At 66.9% G+C, this 21,633-nt stretch carries 15 protein-coding genes; 9 read left to right on the top strand and 6 right to left on the bottom strand.

From position 1 onward, the window contains the following. Position 1: 1 nt before the first annotated feature. Together WM2015_RS03615 and WM2015_RS03620 are read left to right on the top strand one after the other, a co-directional pair. Entirely contained in the window at positions 2 to 763 is a 762-nt protein-coding gene (locus tag WM2015_RS03615) for a hypothetical protein (protein WP_049724764.1), read from the top strand. Positions 764 to 900: 137 nt separating this feature from the next. Beyond that, entirely contained in the window at positions 901 to 2,253 is a 1,353-nt protein-coding gene (locus WM2015_RS03620) for a dicarboxylate/amino acid:cation symporter (protein WP_049724765.1), read from the top strand. Between the two features lie 4 nt (positions 2,254 to 2,257). Here WM2015_RS03620 and WM2015_RS03625 read toward each other — a convergent pair whose 3' ends face one another. From WM2015_RS03625 to WM2015_RS03635, 3 genes are all read right to left on the bottom strand, one after another. After that, on the bottom strand, positions 2,258 to 2,593 hold the full coding sequence (locus WM2015_RS03625; RefSeq protein ID WP_049724766.1) for a hypothetical protein: 336 nt from the start codon (positions 2,591 to 2,593) through the stop codon (positions 2,258 to 2,260). A 329-nt stretch (positions 2,594 to 2,922) separates the two neighbouring features. Continuing rightward, positions 2,923 to 5,100, bottom strand: coding sequence for a PA domain-containing protein (locus tag WM2015_RS03630; RefSeq protein WP_049724767.1), 2,178 nt, complete (start codon positions 5,098 to 5,100; stop codon positions 2,923 to 2,925). After that, positions 5,097 to 5,522 carry a hypothetical protein gene (locus WM2015_RS03635; protein WP_156200810.1) on the bottom strand — a complete coding sequence of 142 codons (426 nt, stop codon included), beginning with the start codon at positions 5,520 to 5,522 and terminating at the stop codon, positions 5,097 to 5,099. Before WM2015_RS03635 ends, WM2015_RS03630 begins: the two co-directional genes overlap by 4 nt. Before the next feature lie 163 nt (positions 5,523 to 5,685). Here WM2015_RS03635 and WM2015_RS03640 point away from each other — a divergent pair, with 163 nt between their 5' ends. Beyond that, positions 5,686 to 8,895 carry a DEAD/DEAH box helicase gene (locus WM2015_RS03640; RefSeq protein WP_049724769.1) on the top strand — a complete coding sequence of 1,070 codons (3,210 nt, stop codon included), beginning with the start codon at positions 5,686 to 5,688 and terminating at the stop codon, positions 8,893 to 8,895. 10 nt (positions 8,896 to 8,905) lie between these two features. Continuing rightward, complete coding sequence (locus WM2015_RS03645; protein ID WP_049724770.1) at positions 8,906 to 10,051, top strand: hypothetical protein; 1,146 nt, start codon at positions 8,906 to 8,908, stop codon at positions 10,049 to 10,051. A 3-nt stretch (positions 10,052 to 10,054) separates the two neighbouring features. Here WM2015_RS03645 and WM2015_RS03650 read toward each other — a convergent pair whose 3' ends face one another. After that, entirely contained in the window at positions 10,055 to 11,392 is a 1,338-nt protein-coding gene (locus WM2015_RS03650; protein ID WP_049724771.1) for an FAD-binding oxidoreductase, read from the bottom strand. After that, positions 11,389 to 12,519 (bottom strand): cyclopropane fatty acyl phospholipid synthase, encoded by a 1,131-nt coding sequence (gene cfa / locus WM2015_RS03655; protein ID WP_049726962.1) that lies wholly within the window; start codon positions 12,517 to 12,519, stop codon positions 11,389 to 11,391. The genes WM2015_RS03650 and cfa overlap by 4 nt, the downstream gene beginning before the upstream one ends. A gap of 180 nt (positions 12,520 to 12,699) precedes the next feature. On the opposite strand from cfa, the gene WM2015_RS03660 reads away from it, so the two are divergent. After that, positions 12,700 to 14,625 carry a calcineurin-like phosphoesterase C-terminal domain-containing protein gene (locus WM2015_RS03660; RefSeq protein WP_049724772.1) on the top strand — a complete coding sequence of 642 codons (1,926 nt, stop codon included), beginning with the start codon at positions 12,700 to 12,702 and terminating at the stop codon, positions 14,623 to 14,625. A 32-nt stretch (positions 14,626 to 14,657) separates the two neighbouring features. On the opposite strand, the gene ppk2 is transcribed toward WM2015_RS03660, so the two are convergent. Continuing rightward, the gene (gene ppk2 / locus WM2015_RS03665; RefSeq protein ID WP_049724773.1) at positions 14,658 to 15,572 is read right to left on the bottom strand and encodes a polyphosphate kinase 2; all 915 of its coding nucleotides are present in this window, start codon (positions 15,570 to 15,572) and stop codon (positions 14,658 to 14,660) included. A gap of 189 nt (positions 15,573 to 15,761) precedes the next feature. Here ppk2 and WM2015_RS03670 point away from each other — a divergent pair, with 189 nt between their 5' ends. The 4 genes from WM2015_RS03670 (at position 15,762) to WM2015_RS03685 (ending at position 21,555) form a co-directional block, all read left to right on the top strand. Then, positions 15,762 to 16,319 carry an ECF-type sigma factor gene (locus tag WM2015_RS03670; RefSeq protein ID WP_169751088.1) on the top strand — a complete coding sequence of 186 codons (558 nt, stop codon included), beginning with the start codon at positions 15,762 to 15,764 and terminating at the stop codon, positions 16,317 to 16,319. Beyond that, positions 16,316 to 19,078 (top strand): serine/threonine-protein kinase, encoded by a 2,763-nt coding sequence (locus tag WM2015_RS03675; RefSeq protein ID WP_049724775.1) that lies wholly within the window; start codon positions 16,316 to 16,318, stop codon positions 19,076 to 19,078. The genes WM2015_RS03670 and WM2015_RS03675 overlap by 4 nt, the downstream gene beginning before the upstream one ends. Positions 19,079 to 19,231: 153 nt before the next feature. After that, positions 19,232 to 20,437: a hypothetical protein gene (locus WM2015_RS03680; RefSeq protein WP_049724776.1), complete on the top strand. Its 1,206-nt coding sequence runs from the start codon at positions 19,232 to 19,234 to the stop codon at positions 20,435 to 20,437. Next, complete coding sequence (locus WM2015_RS03685) at positions 20,434 to 21,555, top strand: hypothetical protein (RefSeq protein WP_049724777.1); 1,122 nt, start codon at positions 20,434 to 20,436, stop codon at positions 21,553 to 21,555. The genes WM2015_RS03680 and WM2015_RS03685 overlap by 4 nt, the downstream gene beginning before the upstream one ends. The last annotated feature ends 78 nt before the right edge of the window (positions 21,556 to 21,633 follow it).

Consider the following 21,633-nt stretch of genomic DNA (forward strand, 5'->3'; position numbering starts at 1 on the left):
CATGACCGACAGCACCATCAGCGGGCTCTACGGCCCGGCCATTCCCCAACCCCGTGATTTTTCGGACGCTCTGGACGGCCTGGTCCTGAGCTGCGACACGCCGCAGAATCCGGTCGTCAACTGCAGTTTCGAGACCGGTGATTACACCGGTTGGGTGACCCAGGATTTTCCCTACCCAGATTTCTTCTTCGAGCAGCAGGTGGCCGGTCCGACCTATGTCGGCTACACCTTCTTCACCAGCTCGCCGGTCGATGGGGTCTTCTCCTCCCTCAATGGATTCGATGGTGCCGGCCCGGGCACGATCGAGCTGGGTCAGGACATCAGCCTGCCGGCCGGGTCTTCGCTGACCCTGGAATTCGCGCATCGCGCAGCCTGGGATCTGTACAACTACGGCGGTGGCACCCTGGATCGGCAGTTCGATGTCGTGATCGAGCCCTCGGGCGGCGGTGCCCCGATCGAAACCTTCCCCGTGCTGACCGCCTCGCCCGGTGAGCTCGTGCTGGACACCGGCGTGACCATCGAGTCGATCGATCTGAGTGCCTATGCGGGCCAGAGCGTCCGCCTGAATTTCGTCTGGACCGTTCCGGAGGCCTTTACCGGGCCGGCCTTCTTCGAGATCGACAACGTCTCGGTCGTGGCCGGCGCACCACCGGGGCCGGTGCAGCCCAGCTTCGCCGTGCCGATGCTCGATGTGACCGGGCTGCTGGTGCTCGGCGCCATGACCTGGGCACTGGCGAGCAAGGTGCTGGGCTCCAGATCCTAGACCGAACGCTGTCCGACGCAGCCGACGGCGGATCGGGCGAGGGACTGAAGACGGCGCGGCCCTCGGGTTCGCGCCGTTTTCTTTGGCATGCCGAGCGCGTTACCCTTTGGGCCCGTCTCCCACCGAATTGAATCGCAATGACGGATCGGCCGCTTCGTCCCTCGCGTTACCACACGCTTCGCCAGCTCAATGTCCAGCTGAAAGGCTTCGTTCGCGCCCGCCTCTGGGCTCAGGTCTTGATCGCCATGGCGCTGGGCATTGTCGTCGGCGTGATGCTGGGTCCCGAGACCGGCTGGTTCCAGGCCTCCACCTCAGCGCTGGTGACCAACTGGCTGGCCTTGCCGGGTCAGCTTTTCCTGGCCCTGGTGCAGATGATCGTCATTCCCCTGGTCTTCGCCTCGATCGTGCTCGGGATGACGGCGGGCGAGAACCTGGACTCCCTGCGCCGAACGGGCCTCAGCGTGGTCGTCTTCTTCCTCGCCACGACGCTTGTCGCGGCCGCCATCGGCATCGCCGTGGCCTTGTGGATTCAACCGGGGCAGTGGGTCGATGCCGCCGCCTTGACTGCGGAGCTGTCGGTCGACGTCGCCGCGCCGACCAGCGCGCCGAATCTCGGTGATCTGCCCCTGCACCTGGTCGAACTGATCCCGACCAATCCCCTGCAGGCCGGCCTCGATCAGAACATGATGCAGGTCGTGCTGATGGCGCTGCTGGTCGGCGTGGCCCTGGTCAGCATGGCGCGCACGCGAGCCCAGCCTCTGATCGATCTGCTCTCCAGCGTGCAGGAAGTGACGATGGTGGTGGTTCGCTGGGCCATGTTCCTGGTGCCCCTGGCCGTGTTCGGGCTGCTGGCCCAGATCACCACGCGATTGGGGCTCGACGCCCTGTTGGGCATGAGCGTCTACGTGCTGACCGTGCTCGGCGGCCTGGCCGTGATGCTGATGGTCTATCTGCTGATCTACCGTCTGTTGACCAAGCGCTCGGTGCGGCGCTTCATGGGCGCGGTGCGCGACGTGCAACTGCTGGCCTTCTCGACCTCGTCGTCGGCGGCGGTGATGCCGATGACGATCAAGACCGCCGAAGACCGGCTCGACGTCGATTCATCGCTGGCTCATTTCGTGATCCCCCTGGGCACGACCATCAACATGGCGGGCACGGCCCTGTACCAGGTGGTCGCGACCCTGTTCCTGGCCCAGGTTTTCCAGGTCGATGTCGGCTTGGGTCAGCTGTTGCTCGTCGCCGTGCTGGCGGTCGGTGCCTCGGTTGGCTCACCCGGTACGCCGGGCATCGGCATCGTGATCCTGTCGATGCTGCTGGGCAGCATCGGCATCCCGGCGGCCGGCGTGGCGCTGGTCATCGGCGTGGATCGCATCCTCGACATGTCCCGCACAATGATCAATGTCACCGGTGATCTGGTGGCGGTGTCGATCCTGCAGGCGCGCCAGGAGGCGGGCGGCGGCGTCCAGACGAGTCCGGAGGCCGCCGCCTGAGCGATCAGATGTCCGACTGGAGGCTGGCCTGAATGGCGTTGCCGTGGCGGACGCCATCCTCGTCGCGAGCATCGCTGCTGTTGTCGGTGCGGGTCTCGGCCAGGCCGGACTGCTCTTCGCAGCGGACCCAGGCGATGGCGCAGCTGGCGGCGCATTGCAGCATTTCCTGCTCCTGCGCCGGGCTGTTCGGCAACTCATTGGCCACCAGCACCTGATAACGCTGGCAGCTGCAGTTGCACTGGCTGGCTTCCGGGCTCTGGGCGAGCGCCGACGAGGCGCCGAGCAGGGCCGTGAACAGGCTGGAGGCCAGGACGAGGGCGGATCGGGTCGTGTGGTTCATGCTGTGTTTCCTCCCGTGGAATGCGCATGGACTTCCCTTACGAGCTTCCGACCCTAATGGCTCGTTCTAGAGTCGTTACTCTAGGTATGAGGCGTTCTGCACAGAAAGCCACGGGATGGTTTCGCGGGCAAGGAAGTCGACGAGTTCGGGGACGTTGGCGGGCAATCCATGCTCGATCGGACGGAATTCGCGTACAAACAAGATGCTGGGAAGCCTGTCTGCGACGCCGTCGAGATTTCGAGGGCCGTCCGAACCGGCGATCGCCGAGCGGTCGTGAGCCAGTGCGCGACACGAAAGATTCATGCGCACAGGGGGCGTCGAGCGCCGGCTCAGCACTCCTGCGGGACGATTCTCGTCATTTCCCGGGTTCCCGAGGGGAAGCGCGGGTCCTCGGACAGGAGCTCCAGGCGGAGATCGTTGCAGCTCTCGAATTCCAGGATGAAGCGCCCGAAGGGCAGTAGCTCGACGCGGTCCGGATCGAAGTCGGGCCCGTAGTCGCCGCCGCGGGTGGTCACCACATCGTTGAACTCGATGGTGTTGCCGAGGCGGTTGCCCGAGCCGATCATCCAGACCTGCTTGCCGTCCAGATAGGTGTAGAAGGTCAGCACCCAGGCCCGGCCATCGGCTTCGACGGCCAGCTGCACGCCTTCGCCGCCGCGCTGCGGGTCGAAGTAGTTGCCGCTGCGGCGCCGATCGGGCTGCTGTGCGGCGCGCAGATTGCAGTCACCGCCCACGATCTTGACCATCTGGCTGCTGTAGGCCGGCAGGGCCGGATCGAAGGGCTGGAAGTCGAAGCGCGCCCGATTGCAGTCGATGGGCCGCATGACGATCTCGCCCCAGTCGCTCAGGACGACCGCTTGGGGGTCGAAGGCCGGACCGTAGTCGGCGCCTTCGGTGATGATCATCTCGTTGAATTCCAGGCGATCACCACGATCCACGCCATTGCCGATCAGCCAGAACTGCTCGCCGTCCCGGTACAGGTAGCAGGTCAGTACCGGCACGTCCTGACCGTCTTCCAGGGTCAGCTGGCAGCCCTCGCCAGCGCGTTCCGGGTTGAACCAGTTGCCGCTGTACTGGCCGCGCTTGGCGGTGCCATCGGGCCAGCCCAGGTCGTGCAGCAGATCCGGGGCCAGATCGGGATCACCGTCGAAGGCGCTGTTGGACAGAAAGGGATTCATCACCGAGCGCGGCGCCAGGCTGCGCGCGAAGTGCGAGACGTTGCTGTCCGGGTTGTCCGGTGAGGCCTCCAGATTGACGAAGCCCTCGCGGGTGCCGCGCGCGGGCGCGGTGGAGTCATAGCCGAGCAGCACCGTTGAAGCAACCGGGGCGTTGCGCAGGGCGAGGCCCGTCGAATCGCTGACCATCCAGATGGGGATGGGCAGGTTGCGATCGAGCGCGATGCCGAAGTCCCGGGCGATGGCCTGGGCGCTGCCGTCGGGCTGGTTGTCGACGAGGAGCAGGCCGGCGCCACCGGCATCGAAGACGTTCTGCCATTTGCTGGCGAAGGTGCAGTCGCCGCGGCGAACCAGCACCAGGGCGCCGGCGACTTCGTCCGTGTTGTCGAGCGGCTGGCAGGCGAGGCTGCGATGCCAGGGGTCGCTGGCGGGCAGGCTGTCGCCGGGCCCCTGGGCCAGCACCAGCCGGGCACGCAGGCCGTCGAGCGCCAGGTAGGGGCCGTAGCCCTGGATCCAGGCCTCGAAGCGCTGGCTGCCCGGTTGATCGGGTGCCAGCGTGATCTGCCCGGGTGGCAGCAGGCGCTCGGCCGCGCGAAGGTTGGCTCGGGGGCCGATCCAGACCAGATTGCTCTCCGAGGTGTCCGACTGGGCGCGCTGGGCCGCCGTCATTTCGGCCCAGCTGGCATCGCGAGCCAGGTCGAAGATGAAATCCGACATGACGTCCGGGACGGGCGGGTCGCCGAAGAACTGGCGGTTGTCGCGCTCGGTCAGGCTCTGGAAACCGAGGCCGTGGCCCAGTTCGTGGACCGCCAGTTCGAGAAAGGAATAGGTGCCCTGGATCGGCGGGGTGAGCGGATCCAGGCCGTACCAGTAGCCGCTGATATTGTCGAGGCAGGGTTCCGCGTCCACGCGGAAATTGAAGCGCACGCGCAGCTCGGCATCGAACTGGGAGTAGATCTGGCCCCGCAGGGCGGCGGCCAGGGATAGCGGGTAGTTGACGCCGGCTTTCGGGGCGTTGAAGAAATCGCGAGCCAGGCCGGTGGTGCCGCCGCGTCCCAGGGTGGTGTTCTCACCGCAGCCCAGGTCCTCGAAGAGCGCCTCGACGCGGATCAGGGACTCGCTGTCGAGTCGGCTGGCCCAGATGTCGACGGCCGCCTCGAAGGCGGCGCGGCGCTGCTCACCCAGGGTCGTGCCCGGGTTGCCGGGGACGGCGGGGACCGGGGTCGGGTCGTTGAAACCGAAGCCCTGCGGGTCGCTGTAGTCGATGCGCAGCATCTCGGCGGCCAGTGCCGCTGGCAGCAACAGCAGGCTGATCAGGGCGAGGCGCCTCATCGCACGGGCCTCCTCGGCGGATTGCCGTGGCGGAAATCGGGCAGTTCGCGGCCCAGCTCGGCGCTGGCCGGAACGCACTCGATCCGGGCCTGGCCCGATGCATCGACGCGCAGCCGCGATGCGCGGGCGAGCGGCCAGAACAGGGCCTGCACCTGCTCGCCATTGGACAGGGCGATGGGCTCGGGCCGTTCGGCCAGCTGCGCGGCCAGGCGCTGCTGGCGCGCCACCAGGTAGCGTTCGGCGGCGTTGCGCGGTTCCCGCAGCTGGCGGGCCGTGCCGGGTTCCAGGAGTTCGTGGATTCGAGCTTCCGCTGCGCGCAATTCCGCCGGATCGAGCGCGCGGTAGGCCGCCAGGTCGAAGGCGAAAGCGGCCGAGTGCAGAAAAACCAGGGCCAGGGCCGGCAGGACAGTCCGATGGAGCATGCGATCAGCCTCGAAAGCATTGAGATTCATTGGATTGTAGTGCAGGCCATGAAGTTCAAGCGTGGAGGGAGGGGCAGGGTGATCCGGTTCGCATTCCTGGCCCTGAATGGGTTGCGATTCGCTATCATGGTCGGTTTGGCCACTGCCTTTCGACCGCTGAAGAATGTCGGATCCGATCCTCAAGAAAGCTCGCCTGGACGCCCTGGGCCCCGGCTACGTCGGCCGTGGGCAGGCGCTCTGCGACGCGGGCGCGGTCAGCCGCCTGCGCCAGGGACGCGTGGGCGACTCGGTCGTGCTCACCGGCGTGGTCAGCGATGCCGAGGAGGCCGTCTATCGCGTCTACGTGGACGTCTCCGATGCCGGCGTCGAGGGGGACTGCAGCTGTGCGCGGCGGCGCCAGTGCGAGCATGTCGCGGCCCTGGTGCTGACGGCGCGGGCCGGACTGGCCCGGCCCGAGCGGCCGGCGGCGGTGGAGGCGAGGTCGCCCGTGGCGCGGTCGAGCCAGCAGCGTATGGTCTACCTGCTGCGCCTGTCCGAGGACGGGCGCGAGTTGAGCGTTTGCCCGTCGCGACGCTCCCTGGACGACAGCGGAGAGCCGGTGGCCACGCCCTATGCCCTGTCGCGGCTGGAAGACGCTCGTCAGCCCGATTACATCGGCGAGGACGATCTGCGCATCCTGCACGAGCTGGCCGACCGGATGGCGGGCGCCCTCGATCTGGTCTGGTCGCCGCTGGGCCCGCGCAGCCAGGGCCTGCTACGCGCCATGCTGGCCACGGGACGCTGCCACTGGAACGAGGTCGGTGGCCCGGTATTGAGCGAGGGCGAGCCGGTGTCGGCGCATCTGCACTGGCAGGTGCTGCCCAGCGGCTATCAGGTGCTCATGCTCGAGGACGAGGCCGAAGACGGCACCCGCCAGCTGCCGCTGCTGCCGCCCTGGCGGGTCAACCCGGATTCGGGTCAGTGTCGGCCCCTGGTCACCGGTCACGAAGACGAGCGCGTCGCCGAATTGCTGGAAGCCGGCCCTGTCGCGCCGGCCGAGGTGGAAGACCTTCGCCAGCGCCTGGCCGACGAGGCCCCCGGCTTTCCGCGTCCGCAGGCGCTCGAACTCGAACAACTGCCGTCCCGCGAGCCGATCCCCTGGCTGGCGCTGCGCATGGTCGAGCTGGGCACCGGTCAGCGTTTCTCTCAGGAACCGGCGGCCTGCCTGCGCTTCATCTACGGCCCCGTGACCCTGGACTGGGACGAGGAGACGGCCAGCGCGCTGGTCGACGCGAACCGGGTGGTCAGTGTCGAGCGTGACCGAGCCGCCGAAGAACTCGCCCTGGCCCGCCTCGACGAGGCCGGCCTGGTGCCCCTGGACAGCGTGCCGGGCCGGGACTACCGCCCGGGTGAAGGGGGATTCTTCGTGGCCCGCAAGGCCGCCCAGGCCGTGCAGACCTGGGTGGACCTGCAGGCGCAGCAGGAGGCGCTCGAAGCCGACGGCTGGCAGATCTCCGGGCGGGCGGAGTTTTCGCCGCGCCTGGTCGAGCCCGAAGCCTGGTATGGCGATCTGCTGGCGGCCGACGAGCAGGGGGATCTCTTCGATCTGGATCTGGGCATCGTCGCCGATGGCGAGCGGCATTCCCTGCTGCCGGCCCTGCTGGCCTGGATCGAGCGCACGCCGCCGGGCCTGATGCAGGCCATCCTCGAAGGCTCCCAGCGTTCCAGCCGCCCGGTCATCCTGTCCCTGGATGATCAGCGCGTGGTTCGCCTGGGTGCCGATCGCCTGGCCGACACCCTGCGCGCCCTTGTCGATGCCTTCGACCAGTCACCCAGCCTCAAGCGTGGTCGCCTGCGCCTGCCGCGTGCCCGGCTGGCCGAACTGGCGCCGGCCGGTCGGCGCTGGCAGCTGGGTGGCGACAATGCGCTTACCGAACTCAGCCAGCGCCTGTCCGACTTCGAGGGCGTACCGTCCCTGCCGGCCCCGCAAGGCCTGAACGCCGAGCTGCGCCCCTACCAGAGCTATGGCCTGGGCTGGATGCAGTTCCTGCGCGAGTTCGGTTTCGGCGGCATCCTGGCCGACGACATGGGTCTGGGCAAGACTATCCAGACCCTGGCGCACATCCAGACCGAGAAGGAGGCCGGCCGGCTGAACCGACCGGCCCTGGTCATCGCGCCGACCAGCCTGCTGTTCAACTGGCGCGCGGAGGCGCGGCGTTTCGCGCCCGATCTCAAGGTCCTGACCCTGCACGGGCCGGAGCGAAAGGGCCAGTTCCAGTGGATCGACGAGTCCGATCTGGTGCTCACCACCTATCCGCTGCTGTCGCGCGATGCCGCCGAACTGATCGCGCACGAATTCCATCTGCTGATCCTCGACGAGGCCCAGTCGATCAAGAACCCGCGCACCCGTGCCGCGCGCGAGGTGCGCCGTTTGCGCGCCCGGCACCGCCTGTGTCTGAGCGGCACGCCGCTGGAGAATCACCTCGGTGAGCTCTGGGCCCTGTTCGATTTCCTGATGCCGGGCATGCTCGGGTCCTACAGCCGTTTCCGCAAGGTCTTCCAGAAGCCGATCGAGCGTCAGACCGACGATGAGCGACGTGAGACCCTGGCGCGGCGCATTCGACCCTTCTTCCTGCGCCGGACCAAGTCCGAGGTCGCGCCCGAGCTGCCGCCGAAGACGGAAATGGTGCGGGCCGTGGCCCTGGAGGGCGCTCAGCGCCGCCTCTACGAGCGCTATCGCGTCGCCCTGCACGACAAGGTCCGTCGCGCCCTGGCCGGGCCCGGCCTGGACAAGAGCCGGATCGTGGTGCTGGACGCCCTGCTGCGCCTGCGCCAGATCTGCTGCGATCCTGCCCTGCTCAAGGAGGGTGCGGCCGCACGGGCAGGTTCGGCGAAGCGTGAGCTGCTGCGCGAATTGCTGCCCGAGCTGGTGGCCGAAGGCCGGCGCGTGCTGATCTTCTCGCAGTTCGTGACGATGCTCGAGCTGATCGAGCAGGACCTGGCCGCGCTGGGCATCGAGCACGTCAAGCTGACCGGTCAGACGCGCGATCGGCGGGCCGTCGTCGAGCGTTTCCAGTCCGGTCAGGTGCCCGTCTTCCTGATCAGCCTGAAGGCCGGCGGGGTCGGTCTGAATCTGACCGCCGCCGACACGGTGATCCACTACGACCCCTGGTGGAACCCGGCGGTCGAGGATCAGGCCACCGATCGCGCCCACCGCATCGGCCAGGACCAGAAGGTCTTCGTCTATCGACTGCTCACGGAACAGACCGTGGAAGAGAAGGTCTTCGAGCTGCAGCAGTCCAAGCGCGGCCTGATCGAGGGCCTGCTCGGCGGCGGTGGCGCCCTCAAGCTCGAGGCCGAAGACCTCGATGCCCTGTTCGAACCGCTGGCCTGAGTCGAGATCGATGAACCCCGATACCCTCCACAGTCTCGTCGATGGCCTGATCGCCCGCGACCGCGAGTACCGACCGCTGGAGCTGCTGGTGGCGGCAAGACGGCTCGAGCGCGCCGATCTGGACCGCTTCGAGCAGGGCCGACTGCGGCAGCTCGAAGACCTGCTCTACGGCGACCCGACGCGTTCGATCGAACTTCTCGATCATGCGGCCCGATGGGCCCGTGAGCTGGGCCTGGAGCCGCAGATCCGGGACCGGGAGTCAGGGCAGGGCGCCTGCTTCCGTGATGCCCGAGCCGATCGCCAGGCCCGCACGGCCTGGCGACGTCGCGAGGGTGAGTCCCAGGGTGATCTGTTCATGGACAACCGCCTGTCCGTGGCGCGCGCGCAGTTGGTGCGCCAGCTTGAAGCCGGCGATCGAGCCGGGGCCGAGGCCGCGCTGGCCGACCTGTCCCGGGCAGATCCGGCGAGCGAACTGCAGGTCGATGGCGAGCATCTGGTCGGCGCCATGGCCTGGCTGGACGAGCTGCCCGAAGACCACGCGGCCCTGCTTACGGCCATCGACGAGGACCTGGGCGCCAGAGCCCGGCGTGTCCTCGGGCCTGGCCAGGCCAGGCGCTTTCTGGCTCGCTTCTGGCGCGCCCTGGCTGAGACGAGACGTGGGCTGGATTTCGACCCGGCGCATCCGGCGCTGAGCCCGGCACTGCTGCTCATCCGATGCGAGGATTGGGCCGGTGCCCTGGCCGCCCTCGATCAGGAGCCGACGCGCGTCGAGCACCCGCCGCTGCTGGTGGCCGAACTCCGTGCCGCGCTGCAGACGGGTGAACGGGAACGCGGCCTGACCGCCCTTTGCCAGCTGTGCTGGCGCCATGGCCAGGCCGCCGAAGCCTGGCTGGACGTCTGCGACGACGATGAACTGGCCCGCCGCGTGGAGCAGTTCTGGGACCTGGAGCCGGCGCTCGACATCGAGCTGTTTCCGGCCTGGCTGCTGACCCGAGGCTACCCCATGCCCGTCGTCCAGAACCCGCCCGAAATCGGGGCCGCCGAGGCGATGGACTTCGTCCGCGCGCTGCGCCGCAAGCCCGACGATCTGGCCGCCCGCGAGTGGCTGCAGGCGCAGCAGCCGGAACTGCTCGAACTCTGGATCGGGATGAGCTGAGCCTCAGGCCCGGCCGACGGTCTTTTCGTACAGACCCGGAAAGCGGCCCTCGGGATCGCATCGCTGCTTGAGGGCCTGATAGGTCGCTCGATCATGGATCGACCAGAAGGTCGCTTCGTCATAGGTGCTGCGTGAGTACAGGCTCTTCCGGCCCTGGTGGCGCGCGACCAGGTCTTCGACCCGAGAGTTGTAATAGCCGTCGGGCCGGCTCGATCGAACCTGATCCCAGAAGCCGAAGTTGATGTAGGTCCGGCTGCTGTCCAGCTTGAACAGGGTAAAGCCCGGGTCGGGCACCACGAAGGGACAGATCCAGACCGGCCGGATCCCGATCTCGCGCTCGAAGTCGGCGAGAAAGGCCGCGGCATGCTCGAGGGGGATGTCGACGTCCTGGATCACGGATTCGCTGCGGGGGCGAAGCCACTGCAGCATCTTCAGCGGCCAGCGATGGCTGGCGCGCATGATCTTCTGGTAGGTCAGGCTCGACAGGCGCTTGCGCCCGAGCAAGACGCGCAGCGGCGCCCAATGGGCCCCGACGTTGCGGCTGCACCAGAACCAGTCCGTGTCCCAGCGCCAGAGATAGTCATGGATGCTGAGCGCGTCGCTCTCTCGCTGGCGCAGGCTTTTCCAGTACTGGCGCAGGTAGGTGTAATCGCTGGCGGATTCGCCGGATGGCAGGGCATCGACCAGCTGCGCCCGGCTCAGCACCAGCTCGCCGGGGGCGAAGTAGACGCCCTCCAGGTAGTCGCAGGCTGGCCGGGTGCAGTCCTCGGCGATCTCGGCCAGCAGTTTTTGGGGGTCATCGAAGCAACGGTGTTCCAGACGCACGAAGGGGCGGACTGGAATCAGATCGAGGCGAACCCGCGTGGCATAGCCCAGGCTGCCGTAGGAGTTCGGGAAGCCGTAGAAGAGATCGGCGTTGTCTTCGCGCGAGCAGTGCAGCACCCGGCCATCGGCCACCAGCACGTCGAAATCCCGCACCGTGTGGTGCACCAGACCGTAACGGAAGCTGCTGGATTCGATCCCGACCCCGCTGAGCGCGCCGCCCACGGTGATGCTCTTCAGCTCCGGGACCACGGCCGGCGCCAGGCCGTGGGGCAGGGTGGCATCGACTAGCTCGGCGTAGCTGGTCATGCCTTCGACCTCGGCCGTTTGCGCGGCGCTGTCGATCTCGATCACGCGATTCAGGCCTCGCACATCGAGGGCGCAGCGCGTGTCGCTCCGGCGCGGTCGGAACAGATTGCTGGTGGACTTCTGCAAGCGGACCGGGCCATTCGAGGCGGCCAGCGCCCGGCTCAGCTCGGCGACACGATCACGATGTTTCTGCCGGCCCGAATCGCTCATCGCTGCGGTGAGTAGCGAGGCAGGTCGCCCCGACTCAGGACCAGCTGCCAGAGCTGCAGGCCGCGCGCGCGAAAGGCGCCCGCGCAGCTGTTGAGGTAGTAGCGCCACATCCGATAGAAGCGCTCGTTCAAGCCCTCCGAAGAGCGAAGCTCCGGCCAGGCGGCGAGGAAGTTCGCGTCCCAGGCCATCAGGGTGCGGTCGTAGTCGGGTCCGAAGTTGTGCCAGTCCTCGAGCGTGAGCAGGCCCTCCTTCGCGCTCGTCAGCTGGGCTTCGGACGGGATCACGCCGCCCGGAAAGATGTATTTCGTGATCCAGCGGTCCGCCGTGCGGCGACTTCGATTGCCGCCGATGCTGTGGATCAGCGCCAGACCCCCGGGGCGGAGCCGGTCCCGGACCAGCCGGAAGAAGCCCTGGTAGTTCTTCGGGCCGACGTGTTCGAGCAGGCCGATGCTGACCACGCGATCGAAGTCCTCATCGATGCTGGCCGCCTCGCGGTAGTCGAGCTGGCGAATCTCGACCGGCAGGCCGTCGCAGAGTCGTCGACCGAATTCGACCTGGCGCCGGCTGATGTTGTAACTGACCAGCTCGCAGCCGTGCTCGGCCGCCAGGTAGCGCGCCAGTTCGCCGAAGCCGCCACCGAGCTCCAGTACCCGCATGCCCGGCTCGAGGTGCAGCTTGCGTGCGATCAGCTCCAGCTTCGCCCGCTGCGCCTCGTCCAGGGAGCGATCCTCGCCGTCGGGGCCGTAGTAGGCACAGGTGTACTGCATGGTCGGGCCGAGCATGGCCTGGTAGAGCGCCGTCGACAGATCGTAGTGCTGTTCGGCGACCTGTCGGGAGCGGCGCCGATTCTGCCGATTGATCAGGCGGCTCCACAGCGCCTGCGCGATCGTCGAGGCCTTGACGAGCCGGCGATCGGACTTCGCCCGGAGCAGGCGATGGAAGAACGCATCGAGTTGCTCCACGTCCCACCAGCCGTCCATGTAGGCCTCGCCGGCGCCAAGGTTGCCTTCGCTCAGGATGCGCTGGAACAGGCGATCGTCGTGCACCTGCAGGTCCCAGGGGCGGTCGCCCCCGACCTCGATGCCCGCCTCCTCCAGCCAGGATGTGATCAGTTCCTTTGCCGACACCACTCCCTCCAGGCTCCCGTGCCGCTTCGACAAGCGAAACACGACAGCTCGATTGGCCCACCCCCGGAGCTACACACTAACCTCTGTTTTTCCGGTCGGTCAAATCCCGGCGGCGTCCTGCCCCGGTTTCGCTATCCGGCCGTGGCATCATGAACGCCCTGGAAACCGGAACGTCGGTAGATGAGGCGAGATGCGCTGATCGGTTCTTTGTTGGCTCTTTACCTGCTGACCGCCTGCGCGCAGGGCCCGGATTCGAAGCCGGAACTCGCGCAGGACGGCACCGTGCATGGTTGCGTCTACCATGACCTCGATGGTGATGGCGCTCGTGATCCCGACGAGCCTGGGGTGGCGGGCGTCCGCGTGTCCAATGGCCTCGACGTGGTGCTCACCGACCGCCAGGGTCGCTACCGTCTGCCGCTACGCGACGACATGAACCTGGGCATCGTCCAGCCCGCCGCCTGGCGCGTTCCCCTGGATGCTCGCGGCGTGCCGCAGTTCTTCCTGAACTACCGCGCCGGTGGCTCGCCACCCCTTCGCTACGGTGGGCTGCCCGATCGATCGGCGCCGGAGCGCGTCGACTTCGCGCTGCTTCCTCGCAGCGAAGGCGCGGCGGAGCGCTTTCGCTGCGTGATCGTCGGTGACTCCCAGACCTATTCCAATGACGAGATCGCTTACTTCCGCGACAGTGCCGTGCGGCGCCTGCTCGATTACGAGCTCGACGAGGACGACTGTGTGATCTACGTCGGCGATGTCGTCGGCGACGATCTGGACCTGCTCGATCGACTGCTCGCCCTGGGCTCGACGGCCGGTGCGCCCCAGTGGCTGGTGCACGGCAATCACGATATGGATCTGGACGCCTGGCACCCTGAGCACTCGGCCGATAGCTGGCGGGCGCGGGCCATGCCCGACTACTACGCCTTCGAGATGGGCCAGGTGCTGTTCGTGGCCCTGAACAACGTGGTCTTCCCCTGCGGCGAGGCGGACGCGGCGATGGACGGGCGGCGCTTCTGCGTCGACGACCAGCGGCCGCGCTACAACGGTCGCCTGCCCGACACGCAGCTGACCTGGTTGGCCAATCTGCTCGAGACCGTTCCGAAAGACCGCCGGGTCGTGCTGCTGCACCACATCCCTCTGGTCAGTTTCAGCGATGCCGACAGCCCGGTGCATCAAACCGACAATACGCCCGCCATTCATGCCTTGCTCGAGGGGCGTCCGGCACTGTCCGTCGCCGGCCACACGCACACGGTCGAGAATCTGGCGCCGGGCGAGTGGTTCGAGGGCTGGCCGCAGCACACGGGCGTGGGTCCGCTGCCCTTCCGGCACCTGATCGCCGGCGCGGCCGCCGGCAGCTGGTGGATGGGCGATCTTGAGCTCGACGGCGTGCCGATGGCGATCCAGCACATGGGCTCGCCGCGCGGCCTGCTGAGCCTGGAGTTCGACGGCATCGACTTCGTCGAGACCTATCACTCGACCAGTCATGGCGCCGATCGAGCCCAGTGGGTGGCCTTCAATACGCCTGATTTCCGCGCCTGGCACGCGGAGATCTCAGCCTGGATGAACACACCGGCCGGCCAGCGCGATCCCGTGCCACCGCGTTCGATCAACGACTTGAACGATCTCAACATGTTCACGGTCGAGGATCTCGGCGAGGGCGTCTACCTGACCGCCAACGTCTGGCTGGGCTCGGCGGAAACTCGTGTCGTGGCGCGCATCAACGACGGCCCGGACCTGCCCTTGTTGCGCACCCAGTCAGGGCAGGGCGAAGCGCCGAAGCTGGGTGCCGAATTCGCCGACCCCTTCGCCACCCGGCGACTCCTGAGCATGTCACGTCAGGCACTGGTGAGCCGCTCGGGCGATGAGCGGGCGCAGGCTTACGAAGCCTTCCAGGGCGCCGCCATCCATCCGGTGCCGGGACCGCAGGGTCGCACCGCCCCGGATAGCAACCAGCACCTATGGCGTCTGCGCCTCCCCGATGACCTGCCCCTGGGCATCCACGTGGCCGAAGTCACCAGCACCGATCGCCACGGGCGACGCCACCGTGATCGACTGGTTTTCGAAGTCGTCGAGCAGCGCCCGCCGCGGCGCTGGACCGGCGAGGGCTGGTAGGCCCGGACCAGGCCTGCTCGCCGGGAGCATCGCTACTTCGTTCGGCGTTGATCCGGGTGCAGCGAGGTGCCCAGAATGTGCTCCGAGCGGTGGATCACGTGGTTGGCGTGGCCGACGATCAGCGGATCGGGCGCCTGGACGACTTCCGGATTCTTGTCCGGATAGTCCAGCGAGGACAGGAAGTGGCGCATGCTGTTCAGGCGGGCGCGCTTCTTGTCGTTGGACTTGACGATGGTCCAGGGCGCATCGGCGGTGTCGGTGTAGAAGAACATCGCCTCCTTGGCCTCGGTGTAGTCATCCCATTTGTCCAGGCTGGCCCGGTCGATGGGCGAGAGCTTCCAGCGCTTCAGCGGATCGTCTGCGCGGGACTCGAAGCGTCGCCGCTGCTCGTCCTGGGTGACGGAAAACCAGTATTTGAACAGGCGGATGCCGGACCGGACCAGCATGCGTTCGAACTCCGGCGTCTGGCGCATGAACTCCAGGTATTCATTCGGCGTGCAGAAGCCCATCACCCGCTCGACGCCGGCGCGGTTGTACCAGCTGCGATCGTAGAAGACGAGTTCGCCACCGCTGGGCAGGTGCTCGACGTAGCGCTGGAAATACCACTGACTGCGCTCGATGTCGGTGGGCTTGTTCAGCGCGATCACGCGGGCGAAGCGCGGGTTGAGATGCTCGGTGAAGCGCTTGATCGTGCCGCCCTTGCCGGCCGCGTCCCGGCCCTCGAACAGCAGGATGAACTTCTGGCCGGTCTCCTGGGCCCAGATCTGCACCTTCAGCAGCTCCGCCTGCAGGCGAGCCTTCTCCTGCTCGTAGACTCGGCGTGCGATCTTGCGGGAATAGGGGTAGCGCCCCGTCTCGAAGGCCTCGCGCACCTGGTCGGCGGTCACGGTGGGGAAGTCGGACGAGGTGCCCCGAGGGGTGGCAGCCTGGCTGATGGTTGAAGGCATGGGGCGGCTCCGCAGGATCGAATCGGATTCCAGTCTAGAAAGGCGACGCCTCGGGCTTCTTGACCCTGCTCAAAAAAGCCGACAATCGCCCCGAATCCACATGAATGGCGGGCCCGGTGCCTGTTGCTATACTCGGGACCGTAGCGAATCGGCGACTCGCATCCTACGGGTCGCCAGAAGAGGGGAACGGTGGCGGACAACGCCGGAGAGATCACGCGCCTGCTGGCGCGCTGGAAGGATGGGGAGGACGCGGCCCGCGAGGCGCTGCTGCCGCTCGTCTACGAGCGCCTTCGCTCGATTGCCGCCCGCCAGTTCGCCAATGAGCGCGGCGACCATACGCTCCAGCCCACCGCGCTGGTGAACGAAGCCTTCCTGCAGATCGACACCGGTTCGGGCGATTTCAACGATCGCCGCCATTTCTTTGCCCTGGCTGCGCGCACCATGCGCCATCTTCTCGTCGACCATGCCCGCGCCCGCCGGCGCGACAAGCGCGGTGGTGACCGGGTCCGTGTGACCCTGTCCGAGGCCGACCTCACCGGGGATGCACCCAGCGCGGACATGCTCGATCTCGTCGAAGCACTCGACGGTCTGGAAGCCCTCAACCCGCGCGTCGCCCAGGCGATGGAGCTGATGTATTTCGGCGGTCTGACCCGCAACCAAGTGGCCGAGCATCTGGACATCTCGCCGACCACCATCGATCGAGATCTGCGCATGGGCCGCGCCTGGCTCAAGCAGAGGTTGAAGTGAGCGAGGAACGCTGGGCGCAGCTGCAGGCCCTGTTCGAAGGCGCACTGGAACGCCCGGAGTCCGAACGCAACGCCTGGCTGGATGCGGCCTGTGGCGACGATGGGGCGCTGCGCGACGAACTGCGGGGGCTGCTCGAGGCCGATGCCAGCGAAGACGACCCGCTGCGCCAGGCCGTGGACCGCACGGTGCGCGAACTCGATGAGACCTCGCAGCGCGCTAGCGGTCAGGCGATCGGCCCCTGGCGGATCCTGCGAGAGCTCGGCAGTGGTGGCATGGGCAGCGTCTACCTGGCCGAACGCGGCGACGCCGAGTACCAGCGCCAGGTCGCGGTCAAGCTGATTCGGGGCTTTCCCGACGCGCAGAGCCTGGAGCGACTGCGTCAGGAACGCCAGATCCTGGCCGACCTGGAGCATCCCAACATCGCCGCGATGCTCGATGGCGGCACGACCGAGGGCGGCCAGCCCTATCTGGTGATGCAGTTCGTCGACGGTCAGCCGCTGGATCGCTGGTGCGCCAGCGAGCGGCTGCCCCGTCGGCAGCGCCTGGCCCTGATGCAACGCATCTGTTCGGCGGTGGAGTACGCGCACCAGAAACTCATCATCCACCGCGATCTCAAGCCCGGCAATGTGATGGTGACGCCGGCCGGCGAGCCGATGCTGCTGGATTTCGGCATTGCCAAGCTGGCTTCCGACGAAGCGCAGACGGGCGAGGCCGGTGCCATGACTCGATCCGGCCGCTACTTTACGCCCGGCTTTTCCCCGCCCGAGCAGCTTCGAGGGGAATCGGTCTCGACTCTGGCCGACGTCTACGGCCTGGGCAAACTGCTCGAATGGCTGATGACGCGCGATCTGGCCCCCGGCGAAGGCGACTGCCCGCGCGAGCTGATGGCGATCATTGCCCGGGCAACGGCGAACGAGCTTCGGGAGCGCTATCCCAGCGTCGCGACCCTGCGCCAGGACATCGAGCGCTACCTCGAGGGCCGGCCCGTCGAGGCGGCCGCACCGCGCTGGGGCTACCGTCTCGGGAAATTCATCAAGCGCCATGCCTGGGCGACTGCGGCGGTGGCGCTGGCCCTGATCGTGGCGGTCGGTCTGGTGTCTCGGATCCTGGTCGAAAGCGAACGGGCGCATCGGGCCGAAGCGGAGGCCCGGCTCGAAGCGGCGAATGCCAACCAGGTGCTGGATTTCCTGGTCGACATGATCGATGCGGCCGGCCCGGCCCGTGCGCGAGGCGAAGAGGTGCGCGTGCTGGACGTGATCGATCTGGCCAGCGAGCGGGCCAGCCCGCAATCGGTGGACGACCCGGCGCTTCGCGCCCGCCTGCTCTTTGCCCTGGGGCGCCTGTACCGGACCATGGAGGCCCAGGTTCCGGCCATGGAGCTACTGGCCGAGTCTGCGCGCCTGGCCCGGGAAACCGGCGACCTCGCGACCGAAGTCGAGGCCCTGTCGATGCTGGGCGTCAGCGCGACCCTGGATGACGAGCTCGGTCGTGCGGAGGCCGCCCTGCTCCGGGCCGTCGAGCTCGCTCGTTCGAACCCGCAGCTCGCTCCCCTGCTGCAGGCCACCGCCTTGAACAACTATGGCGTCTTCCTGAACGAGGCCGGGCGTCTGGACGAAGCCCGCGAGGCGCTCGAACGGGCGCTCGAGATTCGCCGCTCGAACGGGGCGCCCGCCCGAACGATCGCTACCTCCCTGCACAACCTCGCAGAAACCGAAGACATCGCCGGTCGGCCGAGCGAGGCCCGGGCCTTGTTCGAACAGGCCCTGGAAATGAAGGAACAAAGCATCGGCCGCCTGCACCTGAGCTACGCTCGGAGCCTGAACGGCCTGAGCATGACGGCCGGTCAGCTGGGAGATCTCGAGACCGCGCAGCGCGCCATGCAGGAGCACCTGGAGATTCGCCAGACCCTGCTCGGCGAGGACCATCACAGCCTCTGGCGTGACTACAACGAACTGGCCTGGCAGCAGCACGACCTGGGCTACCTGCAGGAGGCCATCGACCTGTACCAGCGTGCTCGCGAGCACGATGCGCGCAGCCCCGGTGGAGCTGCGCGGGACTGGCTGTTTACCAACAACATGGCCGCCGCCTACCGTGACCTCGGAATGTACGAGCGCGCCGAAGCCCTCTACCGGGAATCGCTGGCGCTTCGCATCGAGCGCTTCGGTGCCGACGATCTGACCCCCCATCGAGCGCGCCACAACCTCGCCCAGGTGCTCTACCTGCAGGGTCGCCTCGATGAAGCACGCCCGCTCATGGAGGAAGCCTGGACGGCCCGCCGGGCCGCCCTCGACGCCAGCCACCCGGACCTCCTGCGCAGCGAGATCCTGGCGCAGCTGATCGAGCTGGCCGAGGCCAGCAGCGCCGAGGGCATGGAGAGCCTGCGCGGGCTCATCGGCGCACTCGCCGACGCCCTCAGCGACGACAACTTCGGCGTTCTGCTGGCCCGCGCCGAGCTGGGACGGGCCTTGATCCAGGCCGGCGACCTCGGTGCGGCCAGGAACGAAATCGAAGACGCGCAGCGACGCCTGGTCGAAACCCTGAATCCCGAACACGCCATGGCATTGGTCCTCGAGCTGGATCTGGCTCGAATCGAAGGATTGACGGGACAGGCCGGCCTGGCACGTGAGCGATTGGGTGCACAGGAAAGCGCGATTCACCAACGCTTTCCTCCCGAGTCCATGCATCGGCGACAGTGGGACTGCCTGGTATCCCAGCAGTTCGATGTCGCTTGCTGGCGAGCTTCGGGATCTGCGCGTTGAAAAAAGTGGTGAGGTTCTGCCGCAGAAAACGCTTGAAAACCATAGCGGGTGATTTCGGGATCTGAAGCTGTCACTGCGCCCGTAGATCGGCGATCAGGAATGCCCCAGGCGTTGCTGACCAGCGGGCGATATTCCATACGAGGAGACAAGGGAATGACGATCAAGAGCGACTTCAGTACCGGCTTGCCGAAACGCTTCGGCAGCCTGTTGGTGCTGATCCTGTTGTCGATGTCTGCAGGGGCTGCAACGCCTGCTCTGACGGGCGCGGACTGGCTCGACCCGTCGGCGTCGCAGACCGGATCCAGCGGCGCAGCACTCTTTCCGTATGCCGGCAGCGAGCAGGACGCCTGCGAGCTGTTGATGGAGCAGTTCGCGCGCGGTGTCGGTGATCTGATGCTGGCCATGGACAAGCTGCCCGATTCCCTCGTCGAGATCGGCTGGGAAGCCAGCCAGCGCATGCAGAGTACCGCGAGGGAGCAGGCCGCGCTGCTGTGCCAGGGCCTGGACGATCCGGAGGCTCTGCGAACGAATTTCACGCAGCTTGCCCAGTCCTTCGCGGCCAACGGCCGCGCGAGAGGCTGCATCGAGAACGAAACCTACCTGGCGATTTCCGGCGTACGCAGCATCCTGCTGGTCATTGGCGTGGCCATTCAGGCTTACTGCGACGGCACGTCCTGCCCATCCCCCTTCGAGACGGTTACGCCCCAGTGCGGTATCGCCTGTCCGCTGGTCATTCCATTCAACATCAGCGCGGAGGTCATCTCCACGCGCATGGACATTGCCGACAAGTGCACGGACCTGGAGCACGAGGAGGTGATGGCCAATTTGAGACGCAATACGCGTGCTTCGGTCAGTGGCCTGGGCCGGTTCGTTCTCAATGCGCTGGAACGAGCGCGATCGGCGGCGGACAACGGTGGTGACGATGAAGCGGCCAGGCAGACCGCCAATCAGATCGAGGATGCCTTCGGCAACCTGGAGGCTCGAAGCTCCGACGCGATCGGGCCGTCACTTCGCCAGCTGCAGGAGGCGGTGGCGTCGGGGCAGGCGACGCAACAGCAGTTCGAGCGGGAAGCCTTGCAGTCGCGTCTGGAGACAGCACTGGGAACCGGCGTGACCCTCAGCCGCATGCTCAGACCCCGCGCCTTCGACGGCGTGCTCGAAGACGTTCGCGAACTGGTCGCGCGGCGCATTCAGGCAGTGCAGGCCAGCGGCGGTGACGTCGATGATGCTCTGGTTGAATTCCGAGCCGGGGATGACGCCTTCAACGAATCCGACTACCGGTTGGCGCTGCGCCATTACCGAAGCGCCTACATCGCCCTGATCCCGGGGCCCTACCGTGTTCGAGGTGAAGCATCATGAGCCGATTCCTCTCTCTGCTGGCCCTGGGTGGGCTGTGCATCAGTTCTCTGGCCCATGCCGAGCGTTGTCCGGGTTTCGCCGATGAGCGCCTGATTTCATTGCTCGATGGCGTTGCGGGCATCGCCGAACAGGTCGATGCCGCCACGCATCGCCGAATCAGTGGCTTGGCGCAGCAGGTGTCCACCCTGCGCCGGATGCTCTCCGATAGTGATCCGGCCGCGCTGGATGCGGCCTGCCGCGTCATGCAGCAGTATCCTTCCATCGAAACGGGCCTGCAGGAAAGTCGACTTTTTCTGCAGGAGTCGGCCATTCAAGGCTGGTTGAATACCGTATCGCGTGGAGGTGCGGAAGGGCTTCGAGATCTGAATTGTCTCGATGATCGCTCCTACGAAGGCATTCGCGCCACGCTCTCGATTCTGACCATCACCGATGTCACCCTGCAGAGCGTCTGCGATGGTCTGTCCTGCTACCCCATTGCCTGTCGAGTCTGCAATGTCGTCGCCATCATCGCAGCTGTGCTCATCCCGCCCATCGAGACCGGTCTGGCGGTTGATGGCCTTTACTGCGATACGCAGCACATCAATGACATGGAGTCGCTATGCCCGGTGCTTGGCCCGGGTGTCTGCGACAGCGGGAGAGGGACGGGCGATTCGCTGGTCGAGATCGAGAGTCTCGTTGGCGGTGACTTGTTGACCGCCGTTTCCACGATCGATGAGCGCGGCGTCAAGCAGGAGACCCTCGATGACACGCAGGCACTGCTGGAAGATCGAGTGCAGCGAACGCGGGAGCAACTGGATGGCCTGAGTTCGGCGATCGATGCCGACACGGCCCGCCGCGGCGATTTCCAGGCCGATCTACGCGCGCTGGCCATCGAAGCGGCCTTGTCCGGAGCCTCGACAACGGCGCCGATCGACCTTCAGCTCCCTGCCTCGGTGGGCGGGCGATTGGAAGTGGTACGCGAGATCGTCGCCGATGCCATCGTCAACAGCAGCAATGCGGGTATCGATGTGGACGCCGCGCTGCCCTTCTTGCGAGCTGGTGATGAATTCCTCAACGCGGGTGCCTATGGCGATGCCTTCCGCAATTATCGGAACGCCTACAGGGAGTTGGTTCGATGAGTAAGGGTTTTTCTTTCGCGGCAATCATTCTGTGGGCTTTGGCACTGAGCGTCCCGGCTTCTGCCGAGGTTCTTCCGA

It is taken from the genome of Wenzhouxiangella marina (genome assembly GCF_001187785.1).
Lineage (GTDB): Bacteria > Pseudomonadota > Gammaproteobacteria > Xanthomonadales > Wenzhouxiangellaceae > Wenzhouxiangella > Wenzhouxiangella marina.